Origin of the sequence: Williamsia herbipolensis, from assembly GCF_036153515.1 — a bacterium.
Taxonomy (GTDB): Bacteria; Actinomycetota; Actinomycetes; order Mycobacteriales; family Mycobacteriaceae; genus Williamsia_A; species Williamsia_A herbipolensis.
The window spans coordinates 2,829,210-2,846,422 of sequence record NZ_CP108021.1 but is presented as its reverse complement, the minus strand read 5'-3'; the positions used below and the strand labels follow the sequence as shown (position 1 = coordinate 2,846,422).

At 68.9% G+C, this 17,213-nt stretch carries 15 protein-coding genes; 7 read left to right on the top strand and 8 right to left on the bottom strand.

Annotated features, from left to right (window positions below; all coding sequences use genetic code 11):
* Nucleotides 1-103 precede the first annotated feature (103 nt).
* A complete protein-coding gene (locus tag OG579_RS12820) occupies nucleotides 104-1,267 on the top strand; it encodes an AraC family transcriptional regulator (RefSeq protein ID WP_328856234.1) in 1,164 nt (387 codons plus the stop codon).
* Here the strand turns inward: OG579_RS12820 and OG579_RS12815 are convergent.
* Nucleotides 1,162-2,826 carry an ABC-F family ATP-binding cassette domain-containing protein gene (locus tag OG579_RS12815; RefSeq protein WP_328856233.1) on the bottom strand — a complete coding sequence of 555 codons (1,665 nt, stop codon included), beginning with the start codon at nucleotides 2,824-2,826 and terminating at the stop codon, nucleotides 1,162-1,164. The two genes, OG579_RS12820 and OG579_RS12815, sit on opposite strands and share 106 nt — an antisense overlap.
* On the opposite strand from OG579_RS12815, the gene OG579_RS12810 reads away from it, so the two are divergent.
* Nucleotides 2,825-4,297: a lipase family protein gene (locus OG579_RS12810; RefSeq protein WP_328856232.1), complete on the top strand. Its 1,473-nt coding sequence runs from the start codon at nucleotides 2,825-2,827 to the stop codon at nucleotides 4,295-4,297. The two genes, OG579_RS12815 and OG579_RS12810, sit on opposite strands and share 2 nt — an antisense overlap.
* On the opposite strand, the gene OG579_RS12805 is transcribed toward OG579_RS12810, so the two are convergent.
* Nucleotides 4,294-4,932, bottom strand: a complete 639-nt coding sequence (locus OG579_RS12805; protein WP_328856231.1) for a GNAT family N-acetyltransferase — start codon at nucleotides 4,930-4,932, stop codon at nucleotides 4,294-4,296. The genes OG579_RS12810 and OG579_RS12805 overlap by 4 nt on opposite strands.
* A gap of 8 nt (nucleotides 4,933-4,940) precedes the next feature.
* Nucleotides 4,941-7,151, bottom strand: a complete 2,211-nt coding sequence (dnaB, locus tag OG579_RS12800) for a replicative DNA helicase (RefSeq protein WP_328856230.1) — start codon at nucleotides 7,149-7,151, stop codon at nucleotides 4,941-4,943.
* 685 nt (nucleotides 7,152-7,836) lie between these two features.
* On the opposite strand from dnaB, the gene OG579_RS12795 reads away from it, so the two are divergent.
* On the top strand, nucleotides 7,837-8,394 hold the full coding sequence (locus tag OG579_RS12795; protein WP_328856229.1) for a hypothetical protein: 558 nt from the start codon (nucleotides 7,837-7,839) through the stop codon (nucleotides 8,392-8,394).
* A gap of 7 nt (nucleotides 8,395-8,401) precedes the next feature.
* A complete protein-coding gene (locus tag OG579_RS12790; protein WP_328856228.1) occupies nucleotides 8,402-9,451 on the top strand; it encodes a DUF3089 domain-containing protein in 1,050 nt (349 codons plus the stop codon).
* A gap of 96 nt (nucleotides 9,452-9,547) precedes the next feature.
* Here the strand turns inward: OG579_RS12790 and rplI are convergent, their stop codons facing one another.
* From rplI to rpsF, 4 genes are all read right to left on the bottom strand, one after another.
* Nucleotides 9,548-10,000, bottom strand: a complete 453-nt coding sequence (rplI, locus tag OG579_RS12785; protein ID WP_045824834.1) for a 50S ribosomal protein L9 — start codon at nucleotides 9,998-10,000, stop codon at nucleotides 9,548-9,550.
* A 17-nt stretch (nucleotides 10,001-10,017) separates the two neighbouring features.
* Nucleotides 10,018-10,278: a 30S ribosomal protein S18 gene (gene rpsR / locus OG579_RS12780; protein WP_328856227.1), complete on the bottom strand. Its 261-nt coding sequence runs from the start codon at nucleotides 10,276-10,278 to the stop codon at nucleotides 10,018-10,020.
* Between the two features lie 68 nt (nucleotides 10,279-10,346).
* Nucleotides 10,347-10,871: a single-stranded DNA-binding protein gene (locus OG579_RS12775; protein WP_045824836.1), complete on the bottom strand. Its 525-nt coding sequence runs from the start codon at nucleotides 10,869-10,871 to the stop codon at nucleotides 10,347-10,349.
* 167 nt (nucleotides 10,872-11,038) lie between these two features.
* Complete coding sequence (rpsF, locus tag OG579_RS12770) at nucleotides 11,039-11,323, bottom strand: 30S ribosomal protein S6 (protein WP_045824837.1); 285 nt, start codon at nucleotides 11,321-11,323, stop codon at nucleotides 11,039-11,041.
* A gap of 195 nt (nucleotides 11,324-11,518) precedes the next feature.
* Between rpsF and OG579_RS12765 the strand changes: the two genes are divergently transcribed.
* The 3 genes from OG579_RS12765 to OG579_RS12755 are packed head-to-tail and all read left to right on the top strand — an operon-like array spanning nucleotide 11,519 to nucleotide 15,585.
* Nucleotides 11,519-13,561: a phosphotransferase family protein gene (locus tag OG579_RS12765; protein WP_328856226.1), complete on the top strand. Its 2,043-nt coding sequence runs from the start codon at nucleotides 11,519-11,521 to the stop codon at nucleotides 13,559-13,561.
* Between the two features lie 3 nt (nucleotides 13,562-13,564).
* Nucleotides 13,565-14,989: a hypothetical protein gene (locus tag OG579_RS12760; RefSeq protein WP_328856225.1), complete on the top strand. Its 1,425-nt coding sequence runs from the start codon at nucleotides 13,565-13,567 to the stop codon at nucleotides 14,987-14,989.
* A gap of 14 nt (nucleotides 14,990-15,003) precedes the next feature.
* A complete protein-coding gene (locus tag OG579_RS12755; RefSeq protein ID WP_328859236.1) occupies nucleotides 15,004-15,585 on the top strand; it encodes a GNAT family N-acetyltransferase in 582 nt (193 codons plus the stop codon).
* On the opposite strand, the gene OG579_RS12750 is transcribed toward OG579_RS12755, so the two are convergent.
* Nucleotides 15,578-17,209, bottom strand: a complete 1,632-nt coding sequence (locus OG579_RS12750; protein ID WP_328856224.1) for a glycosyltransferase family 87 protein — start codon at nucleotides 17,207-17,209, stop codon at nucleotides 15,578-15,580. The two genes, OG579_RS12755 and OG579_RS12750, sit on opposite strands and share 8 nt — an antisense overlap.
* Between the last annotated feature and the right edge of the window lie 4 nt (nucleotides 17,210-17,213).

The following is a 17,213-nucleotide window of genomic DNA, read 5'->3' as shown; positions in this document are numbered from 1 at the left end:
ACGTAGACGACACCGCGTCGTGCGATGTCCCCTTCGAGGCTAGCCATCCGCGACCCGCCCGAACATGCGATTGGCGGCCAAGAAGTTACTAGAGTTGACCACCATGACCCGCCCCGCCGACGACGCCACCTGGACGGTGTTGAGGTCGGCGCCGGGATCGAGGCTGCTCCTGGACTTCGCGGCCGAGCACGGAATCGGCGAACAGGAGATGCTGGCCGCCGCCGGGATCGACGGCGACGACGTCGTCGGTGCGATCACCGCCCAGCAGGAACTGTCGATGCTCGGCACACTCGCTGACCGGCTCGGTGCGGTCGAGGGCCTCGGCGCCCTGCTCGGACAGCGCTACCACCTCACCACCTACGGGCTGTGGGGCTTCGCCATGATCAGCAGCGCGACGCTCCGCGAGGCCATCGCCGTCGGTCTCCGACTGGTCAACCTCACCTTTGCGTTCTGCCACATCCGGCTGCGTGACGCCGACGGACGCGCCGCATTGGTCCTCACCGTCGAACACGGCGTACCCGACCGGGTCCATCGCATCGTCTGCGACCGCGACATCGCCGCCATCCGGGTCATCGCGCACGAGATCATGGGACGCGAACTGCTCGCCGAGGAGGTCACGTCCACCTTCCCCGAGCCGTCCGACACCTCCGCCTACGAGTCAGCCCTCGGTGTGACACCACGATTCGACGCAGCCGAGAACGCGATCTGGTTCTCCGCCGAGCTGCTCGACACGCCGCTGCCGCAGGCCAACGCGTTGGTCGCCGCCGAGATCGACGAACAATGCCGAGCGCTCCTGCAGGAGCGCAGGGTCCGCGTGGGGACGGCGGCGCGCGTGCGGGACCTGGTGTCGGGGGCGCCGTCGGAACCCCTCACCCTGTCCCGGGCCGCCCACGAGCTCCACACCTCCGAGCGGCACCTGCGCCGCCAACTCGCGCACGAGGGAACCACGTTGCGGCGCATCGTCAACGAGGTCCGCGAGGACATGGCCGATGAGCTGCTCTGCGTCACCGGCCTGTCGGTCGCCGAGACCGCACGGCGGCTGGGCTACGCGGAGGTGTCGAGCTTCTCCCAGGCGTTCCGACGCTGGAAGGGCATGAGCCCGAGGGCATACCGCCACCTGCAGGCAGGATGTGGGGGCGGGGGTCGTGGGGCCGGCTCCGGTCAGCGCTCGCTGACCTGGCCGTCGAGCACGGACCACGAACGGTCGCAGCGCACCGTGTCGAGCATGCGCCGGTCATGGGTGACCAGCAACAGAGTGCCCTCATAGCTGTCGAGCGCCTGCTCGAGTTGTTCGATGGCGGGCAGGTCGAGGTGGTTGGTCGGTTCGTCGAGCACCAACACGTTCGTGCCGACGGCCTGCAGCAGTGCGAGGCCGGCGCGGGTGCGTTCCCCCGGCGACAGGTCGTCGACGGCGCGTTCGACGTGGTCGGCGCGCAGTCCGAACTTCGCAAGCAGGGTCCGCACCTCGGCGGTGGGCCAGTCGGGTACGTGGCTCTCGAACCGGTCGACCAGCGGCGTCGCGCCGGTGAACTCCGCACGGGCCTGGTCGATCTCGCCGATCGCGACGTTCGCACCGAGACTCGCCCGACCGGAGTCGGGAGACTGCCGGCCCAGGAGCAGACGGAGGAGAGTGGATTTGCCTGCCCCGTTGGGTCCGGTGATGCCGATGCGTTCGCCGGCGTCGACCTGCAGCGACAACGGGCCGAGGGTGAAGTCACCCTGGTGCACCACGGCCTCGCTGAGGGTCGCGACCACCGAACTCGACCGCGGCGCGGCACCGATGGTGAAGTGCAGCTCCCATTCCTTGCGGGGTTCGGCGACCTCCTCCAGGCGCGCGATCCGGCTCTCCATCTGCCGCACCTTCTGCGCCTGCTTCTCGCTCGATTCCGCGGCGGCCTTGCGGCGGATCTTGTCGTTGTCGGGCGACTTCTTCATCGCGTTGCGCACGCCCTGGCTCGACCACTCACGTTGTGTCCGTGCGCGATCGACGAGGTCGGCCTTCTTCTCGGCGAACTCCTCGTACTCCTCGCGGCGGTGCCGGCGGGCGGTCTCGCGTTCCTCGAGGTAGCTGTCGTAGCCGCCTCCGAAGACCGTCGTCGTGTTCTGGGCCAGATCGAGTTCGAGCACTCGGGTCACACTGCGCGCGAGGAACTCCCGGTCGTGGCTCACGAGGACGACCCCGCCCCGCAGCTCCCGGACGAACGTCTCGAGGCGTTCGAGACCGTCGAGGTCGAGGTCGTTGGTCGGCTCGTCGAGCATCACGATGTCGAAGCGCGACACCATCAGTGCCGCGAGCCCGACGCGCGCGGCCTGACCACCCGAGAGCGAGGTCATGGTCGTGGTCGCGGGATCCACGGCGTGCGAGTCGAGACCGAGATCCGCCAACACCGCGGGCAGTCGCTCCTCGAGGTCGGCGGCACCGGTGGCGAGCCAGTGGTCGAGCGCCACCCCGTACGCATCGGCCGGGTCGACACCGGGTGTCGCCGCGGCCGGGTCCGACAGCGCCGCGGCCGCGGCATCCATCGCCGTGGTCGCCTCGGCACAGCCGGTCCGGCGGGCGATGTACGCCGCCACGGTCTCACCGGGGACACGGTCGTGCTCCTGCGGCAACCAGCCGATGAACGCGTCGGCCGGGGCCAGGCTCACCGTGCCCTCCAGCGGTTCGAGGACTCCGGCGAGGATGCGCAGAAGGGTGCTCTTGCCTGCGCCGTTGGCGCCCACGACACCGACGACGTCGCCGGGGGCGACCGTGAGATCGAGGCCGTCGAACAGCGTGCGATGGGCGAAACCGCCGACCAGGTCCTTCGCGACGAGCGTTGCGGTCATGGCCCCATCCTCACACCCGTTCGTCGGGACATCACACAGCGATCGCGGTCAGGGGCGTGATGTGGGTTACCGTCGAACAACCGACACGACCGAGTGTCCGATACACACCGAGGACGTCCCCATCTCCGTTCACGATTCCGCCGCCGCCTCGCCCGAGCGCCCGTTCGTCGCCCCGCACGACGACGCCGCAGCGCACCGCAGGCCGCTGTTGCCCGCCGACGACCCGTTCTATCGCGCCTCCGGCGGGTTCGAGGACACGGTTCCGGGCACCGTTCTGCGCTCCCGTGACGTGACCCTCGCGTTCCTCGGCGTCGTCCGTCAGCGCATCCGGGCCACCCAGTTGGCGTTCCGATCGACCGACTCCCAGGGCGAGCCGATGGTCGCGGTGACGACAGTTCTCCTCCCGCCCGGACGGGATCGGAATGCGGAGTGTCCGATCGTGTCCTACCAGTGCGCGATCGACGCGATCACCGGCCGGTGCTTCCCGTCCTACGCGCTGCGTCTGCGGGCGCGGGCCGTGGGCGCTCTGCCCCAGTTCGAGTTCCTGCTCATCGCCGCGCTGCTCGCCGAGGGGTGGGCGGTGTCGATCCCCGATCACGAGGGTCCCCGCGGACTGTGGGGCATCCCGCGCGAACCCGGCCACATCGTGCTCGACGGTGTCCGGGCGGCACTCGACCACGCCCCGCTCGGTCTGCGCCACGACGCGCCGGTGGGGTTCTGGGGATACTCCGGCGGCGGACTCGCCTCGGCGTGGGCCGCCGAGATGTACGCCGAGCATGCGCCGGAACTCAACGTCGTCGGCGCCGTACTGGGTTCGCCCGTGGGAGATCTGGGCAACACCTACATCCGTCTCAACGGCGGACTGTTCTCCGGGTTGCCCGCACTCGTGGTGGGGGCCCTGCAGCACGTCTACCCCGATCTGCAGCGCATCATCGACCGGCACACGACACCACGCGGCAAGATCGCGCTGGCGCGTCTGCAACGCGCGACCACCGTCGAGGCGGTGCTGCGCTTCATGTTCACCGACATGGACGACATGCTCGACCGGCCGCTGGCGGAGATCCTTGCCACGCCCGAGGTGCGTGCGGTGTTCGACGAGATCCGGCTGGGCCGTTCGGCACCGGCCATGCCGGTCCTCATCGTGCAGGCCGTGAACGATCGCATCGTCTCGGTCGACGACATCGATGCGCTCGCAGCCGCATACGCCGCGGGCGGCACCAGCGTCACCTACCACCGCGACCGGTTCAGCGAGCACATGCTGATGCACCCGATGGCGGCGCCCACCGCGCTGCGGTGGCTGCGTGAGCGCATCGAGGGACGTCCGATCGACGAGAACCGACAGCGCACCACGTGGCCGACGCTGCTCAACCCGAGCACCTTCCGCGGCATGCTGCGCCTGGGCGCGATCTCGGCACGCGTCGTCACCGGACGCACGATCGGCCGCCGCGAGCTGTCCGAACTCGACCGCTAACCGATGGCGGTGACGGCGTCGGCGGCTCCGGACACGACCACCGTCGCTCCGGCGTCGCCGCGCGACCCCATCCAGGCGACCCGGTCGATCTCGTGGACACACTCGTCGAGGACGTGGCCGTCCTCCACGATCTCCTGGCGACTACGAAGCGTGTAGCCGAGTCGTTCCGACACCGCGATGCTCGCGCGGTTCTGCGCCAACGCCCATGAGCGGGCGGCTTCGGCGTTCAGATGCTCGAACGCGAACGCGAGGACACCCATGCGCGCGGCCGTGCCGATCCCGCGGCGTTGATGATCGGCGAGGAGCCAGGATGTGGTACCCACGATCCGCTGGGTCGGCCACCCGGTCAGTCCCGACAGAGATTGCAGTCCGACCGCGACGCCCGACACCGTGACGACGAGGTCCAGCGTCCACTGCGGACGTCGGGTCAGATCACGGTTGCGAGCCACCCGCGCAACGCGCTCACGGACCAGACGGTCCGGGTCACGCCCTGCCAGCCATGTCACGAAGTGCTCGTCGCCGGGAGGCAACACCGCGCCCGGTGCACTCGCGGCACGCACCACCTCGGCAACCTCGTCGTCGGTGGGCGGGTGCAGAAGCACAGCGCCCGAGGAGATCCGCAGCGCCGAGGTCACGACACCGGTCAGCCGCGGGCCATGTTCACGAAACGGCTCAGGTGGAGCTGGTGGGCGACGGTGATGGTGGCGGTGGGGCCGTTGCGGTGTTTGCCGAGGATGATGTCGGCCTCGCCGGCGCGGGGGTCGTCGCGTTCGATGGAGTCGGGACGGTGCAGCAGGATCACCATGTCGGCGTCCTGCTCCAGCGAGCCCGACTCACGAAGGTCCGACACCTGCGGGCGCTTGTCGGTGCGTTGCTCGGGGCCTCGGTTGAGCTGGCTGATCGCGACCACGGGAACCTCGAGTTCCTTGGCCAACAGCTTGAGCTGACGGGAGAACTCCGAGACCTCCTGCTGGCGCGACTCGACCTTCTTACCCGACGTCATCAGCTGCATGTAGTCGATGACCACCAGCCGCAGGTCGTGACGCTGTTTGAGGCGACGGGCCTTGGCGCGGATCTCCATCATCGTGAGGTTCGGTGAGTCATCGATGAACAGTGGCGCCTCGCTGATCTCACCCATGCGACGCGCGAGGCGGGTCCAGTCGTCGTCGGTCATGCGGCCCGAACGCATGTCGGCCAGCTTGATGTTCGCCTCGGCCGAGAGCAGGCGCATCACGATCTCGGTCTTGCCCATCTCCAGCGAGAACATCGCCGAGGTCATCTGGTTCGCGATCGAGCAGCTGCGCAGGAAGTCCATGGCGAGGGTCGAGTTGTGGGTCGGCACCATCGACTCACCGGCGAGGTACATGTGCGCGTCGTTGTCGACCTGCACGCACCGGACCGGCACGCTGTCGACGGCACGGATGTCGACGATGCGGCGCAGACCCGACGGACGGCGCAGCTCCTTGTGGCGAATCGCCTTGCGGTGCACGGTGAAGACGTCGTCGTCGGCGTCGACGCGCAACCACCCGGTGGCGGCACGACGGTAGGAGTAGCCCAGCCCCGCCACGAGATCGGCGATCACCGCGCTCATGTGTTGGGTGGCGGCGGGAACGGTGATCCAGCCGTCCTCGTCCACGATGCCGCGGGCGTCGAGCAACCCGGCGAGCAGAGCCCGCCGTTGGGCGATCGAGCCGCGGAGGTACTCGTAGGGGATGCGTCCACCCAGATCCGACATCAACGCCATCACATCGACGGGGCCCTCGGCGTCGATGCGCATCGCGATCTCGGGATCGTCGAAGGCCATGCCCGCCAACGCCGCAACGGTGTACGGGCCGTAGCCGAAACGGCGCCGCGGGAGCTCCAACGGCTCGGCGTTGCGCACCGACACCGCGCCGATCTGACCGATGAGCGCACAGGTGGTCTGTACCGAGCGCACACCGTCGGACTCGGTGAGCCACTGGTGTTCGGCGTCGGCGACGAGCACCGAACCATCGGAGAACTCGACCTCGTAGCAGGGACGTTCGGTCATCACGTCGGTCGCGGCCACCACACGGGTGGGCGTGCCGCTCGCGTCGATCAGCGAATCGCCGACCTTCACCTCACCCATGGTGGTCCAACCGTTGGGCGTGGGCAACGGGGTGTCGAGGGCGAGTGCCTTGCCGACACCGGGACGCGCGGCGACGATGATCATCTGACCCGCGTGCAATCCGTTGGTGACGGCGTCGAGATCGGTGAAACCCGTTGGCACACCGATGGATATACCACCGCGGGAGGCGATGGAATCGATCTCGTCCATCGTGGGCTGCAGCAGTTCCTCGAGCGGGACGTAGTCCTCGGCGGTACGCCGCTCGGTGACCTCGTAGACCTCGGCCTGCGCGCGGTCGACGACCTCGGCCACGTCCTGACCGTCGTCACCGCCGTAGCCGAACTGCACGATGCGGGTGCCGGCCTCCACCAGACGCCGCAGGATCGCCTTCTCGGCGACGATCTGCGCGTAGTAGCCGGCATTGGCGGCGGTGGGGACCGTGGAGATCAGCGTGTGCAGATACGGTGCACCGCCGACCCGACGGAGCTCTCCGGCCCGTTCGAGCTCGGCGGAGACCGTGACGGCATCGGCGGGTTCACCCTTGCCGTACAGCTCCAACACGGCGTCGTAGACGGCCTGGTGCGCCGGGCGGTAGAAGTCGCCCGGACGCAGCACCTCGAGGACGTCGGCGATCGCGTCCTTCGACAGCAGCATCCCGCCGAGCACGGACTGCTCGGCCATGAGGTCCTGCGGCGGCTGGCGGCCGAAGTCCTCCGAGGGCGGCGGCTCGTCGCGCGGCGAATGCCCGCGATCGTCCACTACTGCCACGACTCATCCTCCCGACGTCTCACTGCGCTACCACTACACCGGCGGGGTCCCGCCGTGGGCGATCATCGTCGCCCCCCACCTCGAGGTCACCTGTGGGTGAGTAGTACACCGCCGGTCCGACAGCTCCACACGGGAGAACACCCCAGCCCTGTCGACCGGGTCACGAAAGCGGTCGGAGCGGGCGGGCGAACAGCGGCTACAGGCACGGTGAGAGACATTAGGGCCGGTTGTGACCGGCCACAAACCGGCCTGTGGACCAACTTGTGAACTACCTGTGGACCGAGTGGGCATAGATGCCGTGTTCCTGTGCATGGAGCTGGGGAACACGAACGGCGCTGCTGTGGTCCGCGCTGGTCATCGCGCACTTTTGGCCCTCAGGTCATGTGGATCGAATTCTTTTCGGCGTGTCGCGATTTGCGCGTTTTCGGGCGTGTTCGCCGAAACACAACTGCGAGCGTCGGTCGATTGGGTGAACCGTGCACGAATGGCAGGTTGCGCGACGGTGGTCGACACATCGCCGGTCACGGCCCCTCTCCCACACAGTACGCGCGTCCTGCGGGCATCCGGCAACCCCGCTGCCGAAACCGTGACGCCCGTATGGTTTTCGTCAACATCCGCAGGTCACCGCGTAGAGAACTCGTCATCGCGGGCCGCCCGGCGCGTGCACGCGGGTACACCGGGGGATGTGACACTCACCGACATCTTGCCCACGTTGCGCATGTCGATCCCCGATCCCATCGACCTCCGTCAGTGGCCGCCGGGAACCTCCGTGACGATCGATGACGTTGCGGTACAGGGCTTCTCCCTGTCCACCGCATCGGCGCTGTTGGGCAGCCCGATGCGCTGGGCGACCGACGATCGCTCGACGACGATCGTCATCGTGTGCTCGGTGAGCGCAGTCCTCGACGACCCGGTGGATCCGATCCTGTTGCTGGACTGCGATGTTCGTCGCGGTATCCCCACCGACACCGACGCGCCGGTCATCGACATCGCCTGGGATCACGCGCGCCTCATCGGCCGGGTGTCGGTGGCCCACAAGCACCGGGTGCAGCTGCTGGGCGACGGGACGCACTCACGACTGCCCCACACTCTCGCGGCCGACACCGACACCGCCGCGGTCACCGCACCCCTCCCGAAGGACCTCGCCGTCGGCGACCGCATCGCGGTGCCCTGCACGGTCGGCGACACACCGCCGCGCACATCGGCCGAAGGGGTGGTGGCGCGCACGGCGCGTGCGGTCTAATCGACCGATGGCCCGTCTGCGTGTGATCCGCTCGTCGTTCGGCATCGTCGCGGTGCTCGCAGTGCTCGCCACCGTGCTCGGTGTGGGGGCCGCCGCGGCCGCACCGAGCGCGAGCGGGTCCACGGTGTGGCTGTGTCGTCCCGGTCAGCCCGGCGACGCCTGCGGCGGCCGATCGGGCGCGCCGATCGACTGCTTCTACGTCTATCCCACCGTCTCCCTGCAGCTCGGCCAGAATGCGAACCGCGTGATCGGGCCGGAGGAACGGGTGATCGCCGCCGAGCAGGCCGCACCGTTCGGCGCCCGCTGCAACGTGTGGGCGCCGATGTACCGCCAGAGCACGCTGCGCGGACTCTTCTCCGCCGGCAGCGGTCCGCAGCGCAATGCCGCACTCGCCGTGGCGTTCTCCGACATCCGAGCGGCGTGGACGGACTACCTGGCCCACCACAACGCCGGCCGGGGCGTGGTCCTCATCGGCCACTCACAGGGCACCCTGATGCTGCGTGCACTCATGCGCGAGTCCATCGACGGCACGGCCACCCGCGACCGCATCGTCTCGGCGATCCTGCTCGGCGGCAACGTGCTCGTCCGCTCCGGCGCGACCACCGGCGGTGACTTCTCGACGATCCCGCTCTGCACCGAACGAAGCCAGTTCGGCTGTGTGGTGGCCTATTCCACGTTCGGCAACACGCCTCCCGCCGACACCCGCTACGGCCGGGTGCCCGCCACAGGCAGCGCACCCACGCCCGGCGCGCCGTTCCCTGCAGGCCCCGACTTGTCGGTGGCGTGCACCAACCCGGCCGCCCTGGGCAGCACCGCGACCGCACCGATCCGCGGCCTGATCGCCGGGCGCGAGGTCGACGGCTACCGGGCGCGCTGCACCACCGGGGCCGGTCCGCACGTGCTGCAGGTGAGTGGCGCCGCGCCGATCCCCGCCTCTGCGCTGCCGCGACTGCCCAACCCGACGTGGGGCACGCATCTGCTCGACGTCAATCTCGCGCAGCGCGACCTGATCGACCTCGTGGGTGCGCAGACCGCCGCCTACCTCGCCGCCCGCTGACCCGGCATCGGGAGACACGGCGCCGACAGTCACCACACAGAACGCACTCGGCCCCCGACACCAGGTGTCGGGGGCCGAGGCGTGTGGTGCGTGGGGTCAGCCCGCGACGACCGTGAGGTCGACCGACGCCGAGACGTCGGGGTGCAGGTTCACGACCACCGGGAAGCTGCCGGTGGACTTGATGTGTCCCTTGGGCAGCTCGACCGAGCGCTTGTCGACGGCCGGGCCACCCGCGGAACGGATGGCGTCGGCGACGTCGGAGACGGTGACCGAACCGAAGAGCTTGCCGGAATCGTGGGTCTTCACGGTCAGGGTGACCGCGTCGAGGCCCTCGATGGCCTGCTTGAGCTCGTTGGCGTGCTCGAGGCCGCGCACCGCACGGGCCTCCTGCGAGCGACGGATGCCGTCGACCTGCTTCTGGGCTCCACGGGTGGCCGGGATGGCCAGGCCGCGGGGCAGCAGGAGGTTACGGCCGTAGCCGTCCTTGACCTCCACGGTGTCGCCGGCGACGCCGAGGTTGTCGACCTCGGTGGTGAGGATGAGTTTCATTGTGTTGTCCTTTCCGCTCAGCGGGCCGTCGAGGTGAACGGCAGCAGCGCCACTTCGCGCGAATTCTTGACTGCGACAGCGACGTCTCGCTGGTGCTGCACGCAGTTACCGGTAACCCGACGCGAACGGATCCTGCCGCGGTCGGACAGGAAACGACGCAGCAACGACGTCTCCTTGTAGTCGATCTGAGTGTCTTTCTCCTTGCAGAAGGAACAGGCCTTGGCCATGACGTCCTTCTCGGGACGGATCTTGCGTCCGCCTCCCGATGCCTTGGGCATGTACGTACTCCGCTGTCTCGCTTGCCGAGAACCACCGGTGGGACGAGGTCCCGCCCGGTGGCGACTCGTCAGAAGGGTGGTTCGTCGTCTCCGCCGCCGAACGATCCGGTTGCGGGGGCGCTGCCCCACGGATCGTCGTTCTGCGCGGCGCCGCCGCCACCGCCGGAGCCGCCGCGGTTCCCACCGCCACCGCCCGACGACATCGAGCCGCCACCCCCGCCGCCGCCGCGCGATGCGCGGTTGACCTTGGCGGTGGCGTACTTCAACGACGGACCGACTTCCTCGACCTCGAGTTCCACGACCGTGCGCTTCTCGCCCTCGCGGGTCTCGTACGAGCGCTGCTTGAGCCGACCGGACACGATGACGCGTGCGCCCTTGGTCAGGCTCTCGGCCACGTTCTCCGCCGCCTCGCGCCAGATGCTGCACCGCATGAACAGTGCTTCGCCGTCTTTCCATTCGTTGGTCTGACGATCGAACATCCGCGGGGTGGAGGCGACGGTGAAGTTGGCCACCGCAGCCCCGGACGGGGTGAAACGCAGCTCGGGATCCGCCGTCAGGTTTCCGATGACGGTGAGGATTGTGTCGCCGGCCATGTCTGCTCCCTAAACGTGAGTGTGGTTGTCGAAGTCGATGCGCACCGATCGCGGTGGCGTCGTGATGACGCCGACCCTATTGATCGGTACCGACATACGACGCGGCTTCGCGCGATCCGGTTCCGTCGAGACGAGAACCGGCCACGCGAGGCTGCCGAGTCGGGTGTCTACTTGGCCTTCATGACCTTGGTGCGCAGCACCGACTCGTTCAGCTTCAGCTGTCGGTCGAGCTCGGACACCGTCTTGGGCTCGGCATCGATGTCGATGACCGCATAGATCGCTTCGGTGTGCTTGTCGATCTCGTAGGCGAGACGGCGCTTTCCCCAGATGTCGACCTTGTCGATCTTCCCGCCGTCCTTGCGGACAACGTTCAGAAATGTGTCGAGCGAGGGGGCAACGGTGCGCTCATCCAGGTTCGGATCGAGGATCACCATCAATTCGTAATGACGCATAAGACCACATCACCTCCTATGGGCTGATCGGCCACGGACTGTCCGTGGCAGGAGGGTCGCCTGCGTCGGCAACCGGCCCAGGCTACCGCAGGCACCCGTGACCAGCGAAATCGTCGACGGTCGCGTGGGAATCGATGCACGGACGTATCCGAATCGGACTCTGACAACCGTCGGGCAACTCCTAGAGTCGTACCGATGGCGTGGTGGCGGATCGAGGAGCTGACGGCCCCGTGGCTCTCCGAGGCCCTGGGCGCCCCCGTCGCCGGTGTCGACGTCGAGCCGTTCGCCCGCTCCGGCGCCACGGTCACCGTGCGCGTCGCGATCGACGCCCCCGACGCCCCGGACCTGCCGGCATCGGTCCTGGTGGTCGCGGCCGCACCGTCGTGGCAGGGCACCGACCAGCCCTTCCGCCGGCTCGTCGCGTTCCACACGCTGCCCCGGACCGCGGCGATCCCCACGGTGGCGAGGTGCCTCGCCGCCGAACTCGACCACGCGACCGGTGACTTCTGGCTGGTACTGCACGACTCGGGTCGGGCCACCGTCGGTGACGAACTGGCCGGCATCACCCGCGGCAAGGCACAGCTGGTGATCGCGGCGCTCGCCGACGTGCACACCACCCTCGACGACCGCGCCGTGGTGCCCGGCACCATCACCGAGCCGATGCCGATCGATCGACGGGGCCTCGGCGAGCTGTACGTGCGGTTCGTCGAGAACTTCGGCGAGCAGATCGCGCCCCACGCGCTCGGCGTCGCCAACCGGGTCGTCTCCTCGGTCGAGTCGATGATCGCCCATCAGCGCCAGTCGACCTCCCCGCAGGCGGTGGTGCACGGCGACTTCCGTCTCGGCAACGTCCTGTTCGGCTGGTCGGGGACGCGGAGGCCGATCACGATCGTGAACTGGCAGCACGCGCACTGGGGGTCGCGCGCCACCGACCTGTCGACCTTCCTGGGTACGGCGCTCGACCCGAGGATGCGACGCGAGTTCGGCGTCACCCTCCTGTCGGCCTACCACCGGATCGTCGGCGGCGACCTCGAGGCGCTGCGGCGCGACGTGCGCGACGCGGCGTTCCACTGCGTCGTCAACGCCATCACCTCGTGGGCCGATTCGGTCGGTGCACGCACCGACGACACCGAACGCCTCTGGCTGACCCATTTCCATCGGGCGTGCGGCTACCTCATCGATCTCGAGTCGACGACGAGTCCGCACGCCGCGACCCTCGCCGCGGCCACCGATCTGTCCCGGGCCGGCGCACGGCGTCACCCGGCTCCCCGGGGTGTCCCGCCCGACGACGAGTTCGGGGCCGACGGGGACTCGCACACCGTCGTGTCCCCCGTCGACGAGGGACCGCACCCGCCGGCGCCGGGCGACGGGTGGAACGAGACCTGGTACCTCGACGTGGCCGACCCGACCGCCGGTGTCGGGGCCTCGATGCGGTTCGGTGTGGGGCCCGACAACCCCACCGGGTGGTTCAGTCTCACCGTCTGCGGACCCGACCTGCCGACCATCACGCTGTCGGAACCGAGCATCGACATCGGGCGGGTGCTCGCCGGTGCACCCGGCACGGTGACCTGCTCGGTGGTCGATCCGCTCGCGCACATCCACATCGGCGTGGACGGCGTCGGACACGTGGTGCCCGATGCGTCGGTGGCCCGGTCGACGATCGGCGGCGAGGTCGGTGTCCGGCTCGACCTGCACTGGTACACCTCGGCGCGGCCCTATCAATACGACCTCACCCGCGTGTACGAGGTCGGCTGCATGGTCACCGGATCGATCACGCTGCGCGGCGCGGGACTGCCCGACACCCCGATCGCCATCGACGGGCCAGGTCAGCGCGATCACGCCTGGGACGCGCAGAACTGGTGGCACACCGAGTGGTACTGGCTCGCGGCCCGCTTCGACGACGGCTCCCACGCGCACGGCGTCGACATCCGGCTCCCCGGGCTCCCACCGGTCTCGACCGGCTACCTCCAGACTCCCGGGGCACCGATCGTCGCGATCGACAGCTGCCGGATGGTGGACGCCGACACCGACGGCCATGCGATCACCGCGATGACGTTCGCCCTCGAACCGGGCTCGCTGACGGTCACGTTCCGCGCCCTCGGGCAGGGACCGCAGCTGCTCCGCCAGACGTCCGGAGCGGTCGCGGTCATGCCCCGAGCGTGGGGCGAGTTCACCCGGTCCGACGGTCGCCGGGGAGTCGGTTGGGTGGAGTGGAACACGGGATCACCTAACCTGTAGCCCATGCCCGCGATGTCCACGTCCGATCGGTGGCGCCTGCGATGGCACGCCGCGAAGGGCAACCTCGCGGTCGTCCTGCTCGTCCTCGTGGTGCTCAGCCTGGTGTTCATGTGGCTCGGCTACCTCGGCAAACTCGACTGCGGCGGCGCGCCGTACTTCCCCGACGGCCGCAGCAAACACTGGCCGGTGGGCAAGAACGAACTGCTGATGCCGTGCTACTCGGACCTGCAGTTCCTGTGGGTCGGACGCGACATCAACAACCACGTGTTCCCCTACATCCACGGCGGCATCACCGACGACGGCGTGCTGTACGGCGGGGTCGTGGAGTACCCGGTGCTCTCGGGCCTGCTGATGTACCTCGGTGCGATCGGCGCCCACACCGACACCCAGTTCTTCATGCACTCGGCGCTCATCCTGCTGCCGTTCGGCATCCTCGTGACGGTGCTGCTCGGCCTGCTGGTCCGCTGGTGGGCGCTGCTGTGGGCCGCGACGCCGCCGCTGATCCTCTACGCGTTCCACAACTGGGAACTGCCGGTGGTCGCCACCGCGGTCGGCGCCGTGGCGGTGATGGTCTTCGGCGCGCAGACCTCCCCGCGGACGGGCGCACCACGCCTGTCGTTGCGGACGAGCAGCGTGATCGCGTCGGTGCTGCTGGCGATCGGCTTCTGCCTCAAGCTCTATCCGGGCCTGTTCGTGCTCCCCCTCGCGGCGTATGTCCTGACCCGGGGCACACCACGCGACGCCGCCGCGCTCGGCCGTCGCGCCCTCGACCGCGTCGGGGCGGCATGGGTCATCGGCGCCGCCGTCGTCACCGTGGTGGCCATCCAGCTGCCGTTCATGATCGGTGGGTTCGACGGGTGGAAGGCGTCCCTGTCGTTCCAGGGGCGCCGCAAATCCGACGTCGACACCAACTCTGTCTGGTACTGGGGTGTCCGCCATCTCACCGGCGGGATGAACTCCACCTACAACTCGATCGTCGGTGTCGCGTCACCCCTGCTGATCCTGGCGTCGTTCGCCGTCGTGATCTACCTCGGGGTACGGGTGTGGCGCAGCGGTGAGGCCTACCCGTGGATCGGCGTCAGCGCGGCGATGTTGGCCGGTTTCATGCTGTTCCACAAGGTCCACTCGCCGCAGTACACGCTGTGGATCCTGCCGTTCTTCGTGCTCCTGCGGGTGGCCTGGCCGATCATCGCGCTCTACCTGCTGGCGGATCTGTCGTTGGACCTGACCATCTTCCGGCTCTTCGGCATCTACACCTCGGGATCGCCGATGAAGTGGTGGGTGATGGGTGGCGTGCAGTTCGGGGTGTGGACGCACGCGGTGTTGCTGGCCATCCTCATGGTCGCGTTCGTGCGCGCGCCGCTGCGGGTACGCGCGCCGAAACCCGATGGCTTTCTCGAACGGGTCCCCGCTACCGTCGCCGTGTGACTGCGCACAGCGACATCTCCACCTGGATCGGCGCCCCGACTCTGCCCGGCACCCGTGTTCGGTTGCGCCCGTTGACCGACGACGACGCTGCAGAGCTGGCCGCGGCCGTCGACGAGCCCGACGCCTTCCGCTGGACCACCGTCCCGGGCGACGAACCCGCGGCACACGGTTACATCGCCACCGCCGACGCCGATCCCGCGCGGGTGGCGTTCGCGGTGGTCGACACCCTCGACGGCACCGACGCGATCGTCGGCACCACGAGCTTCTACGACATCGACCCCCGCAACCGCTCGGTGGCCATCGGCTACACCTGGTACTCGCGTCGCGTCCAGGGCACCACGGTCAATCCCGAGTCCAAACTGCTTCTGCTGCAGCATGCTTTCGAGACGTGCGGCGCCGTGCGGGTGGTGTGGCACACCGACGAGCGCAACGCCCAGTCGCGTGCGGCGATCGCGAAGCTGGGCGCCGAGTTCGAGGGCCTGCTCCGCAAGCATCGCCCGCTCCCCGACGGGTCGTGGCGCACCACAGCGCAGTTCGCGATGACCGACGACGACTGGCCGACCGCGCGCTCGGGTCTGCGGGGCCGGATCAGCTGACCGCGTCGGCCTTCGCGCGGCCTCGGGTGGCCGGTGCCGCGGCACGGGGCCGCAGACTGATCGTGTCGACGGCGTCGTCGAGGACGCCGCCACCCGGGTCGTCGTAGAACTCGCCGTCGGGTCCCCTGCGCACCAGATCGCGCTCGGGGTGGTAGATCTCCCAGATCACCACCGCGCACAGTCCGATCACGGCGAACGCACGGATCACCACGGCTCCCGTGAACCATTGATCGGGAAGCCATTTCACGTCGGCGGGGAGATAGAGACCCATCCGTGGGATCCACACGAGGGCGTCGAGGACCATCCACGCGACCAGCAGACGGGTGCGCGGGAGGGCCAGTACGGCCAGCGGCACCAGCCACAACGAATACTGCGGACTCCACACCTTGTTCACGAGCAGGAACCCCGCGACGGTCAGGAACATCAACTGCGCCAGGCGCGGTCGCCTCGGGGCGTGCAGTCCGACGAACACCACACCCACGCACACGGCGACGAACGCACCGAGGGAGATCGCGTTGACGAGGTCGGACCTGCCGTTCGCGTCGGCATCCCACGCGTACCCGCTGATCTTGCTGACCACCGTGAACCAGGTGTCGGGGTCGGTGCCGCGATCGGAGTTGTAGCGGAAGAACTCCCACCACCCCGTCGGGACGGTCACCATGAACGGCAGGTTCACCGCCAGCCACGCCGCGACCGCGACCGCGACGGTCACCGCGAACTCGCGGATACGACCCGCCCGCAGACACAGCACCGCCAACGGGATGATCATCAGACCCGGATACAACTTGGCCGCGACGCCTATCCCGAGGAACAGCCCTGTCGCCCAGGGGTTCTTGCGCGCCCAGGCCAGCATCGCCAGCGCGAGCAGCGCGGTGGCGATGGCGTCGAAGTTGGTGAAGATGTGCACGATCACCAACGGCGACAGCGCCGCGATGGCGGCCGACCAGATCCGCACACCCGCGGTGAGAGCGGTCGCCCAGATGGTCAACAGCCAGAACAGCGCCAGACCAAGGGCGACGACGTTGAAGAACAGCACGACGTCGAGCGCACCGGGCACGCCCCAGTTGTCGTGGGCCCACCGCCAGCCGTGCGAGACCTCCATCGCGGCGTACATGTACATGCCGGTGAGCACCGGGTACTCCATGTAGCGCGTCTCGGTGGAGCCGTCGGGACGCTTCTGCTCCCACGACGACTTGTACGGCAGCGCACCGGTGTCGAGCCGTTCGGCGGTGTAGAGCGGGATCGTGTCGGAGTAGCACAGCGCGATGTACTGCCGGTGGTTGCTCCAGTCCAGTTCGAATCGCTCGGTGCCCGAGGCGGCCGACCCGGCGACGGGCGCCTGCTGCAGACACCCCGCCTTCCCGTACCACCCCAGCGCCAGCGCCACGAGGGCCATCAGCAGGATGACCCGCAGCGGGGTCAGGTAGCGCGACCTGCCGACGACCGCGTGCAACCCCAGCGGGCCGCCCACGGCGATCGAGGCCTCGCGGGCGACGGAGTCGGTCCGCGACGGCAGATCACGAGAGGTGTTCTCCCGCAGATCGTCCGACAGGCGGGTCGGCGAATCCCAGAAGTCGGGATCCGTCGATTCCGGTGTCCTCGGATCGGTCTCGCGATCGCCCATCGGC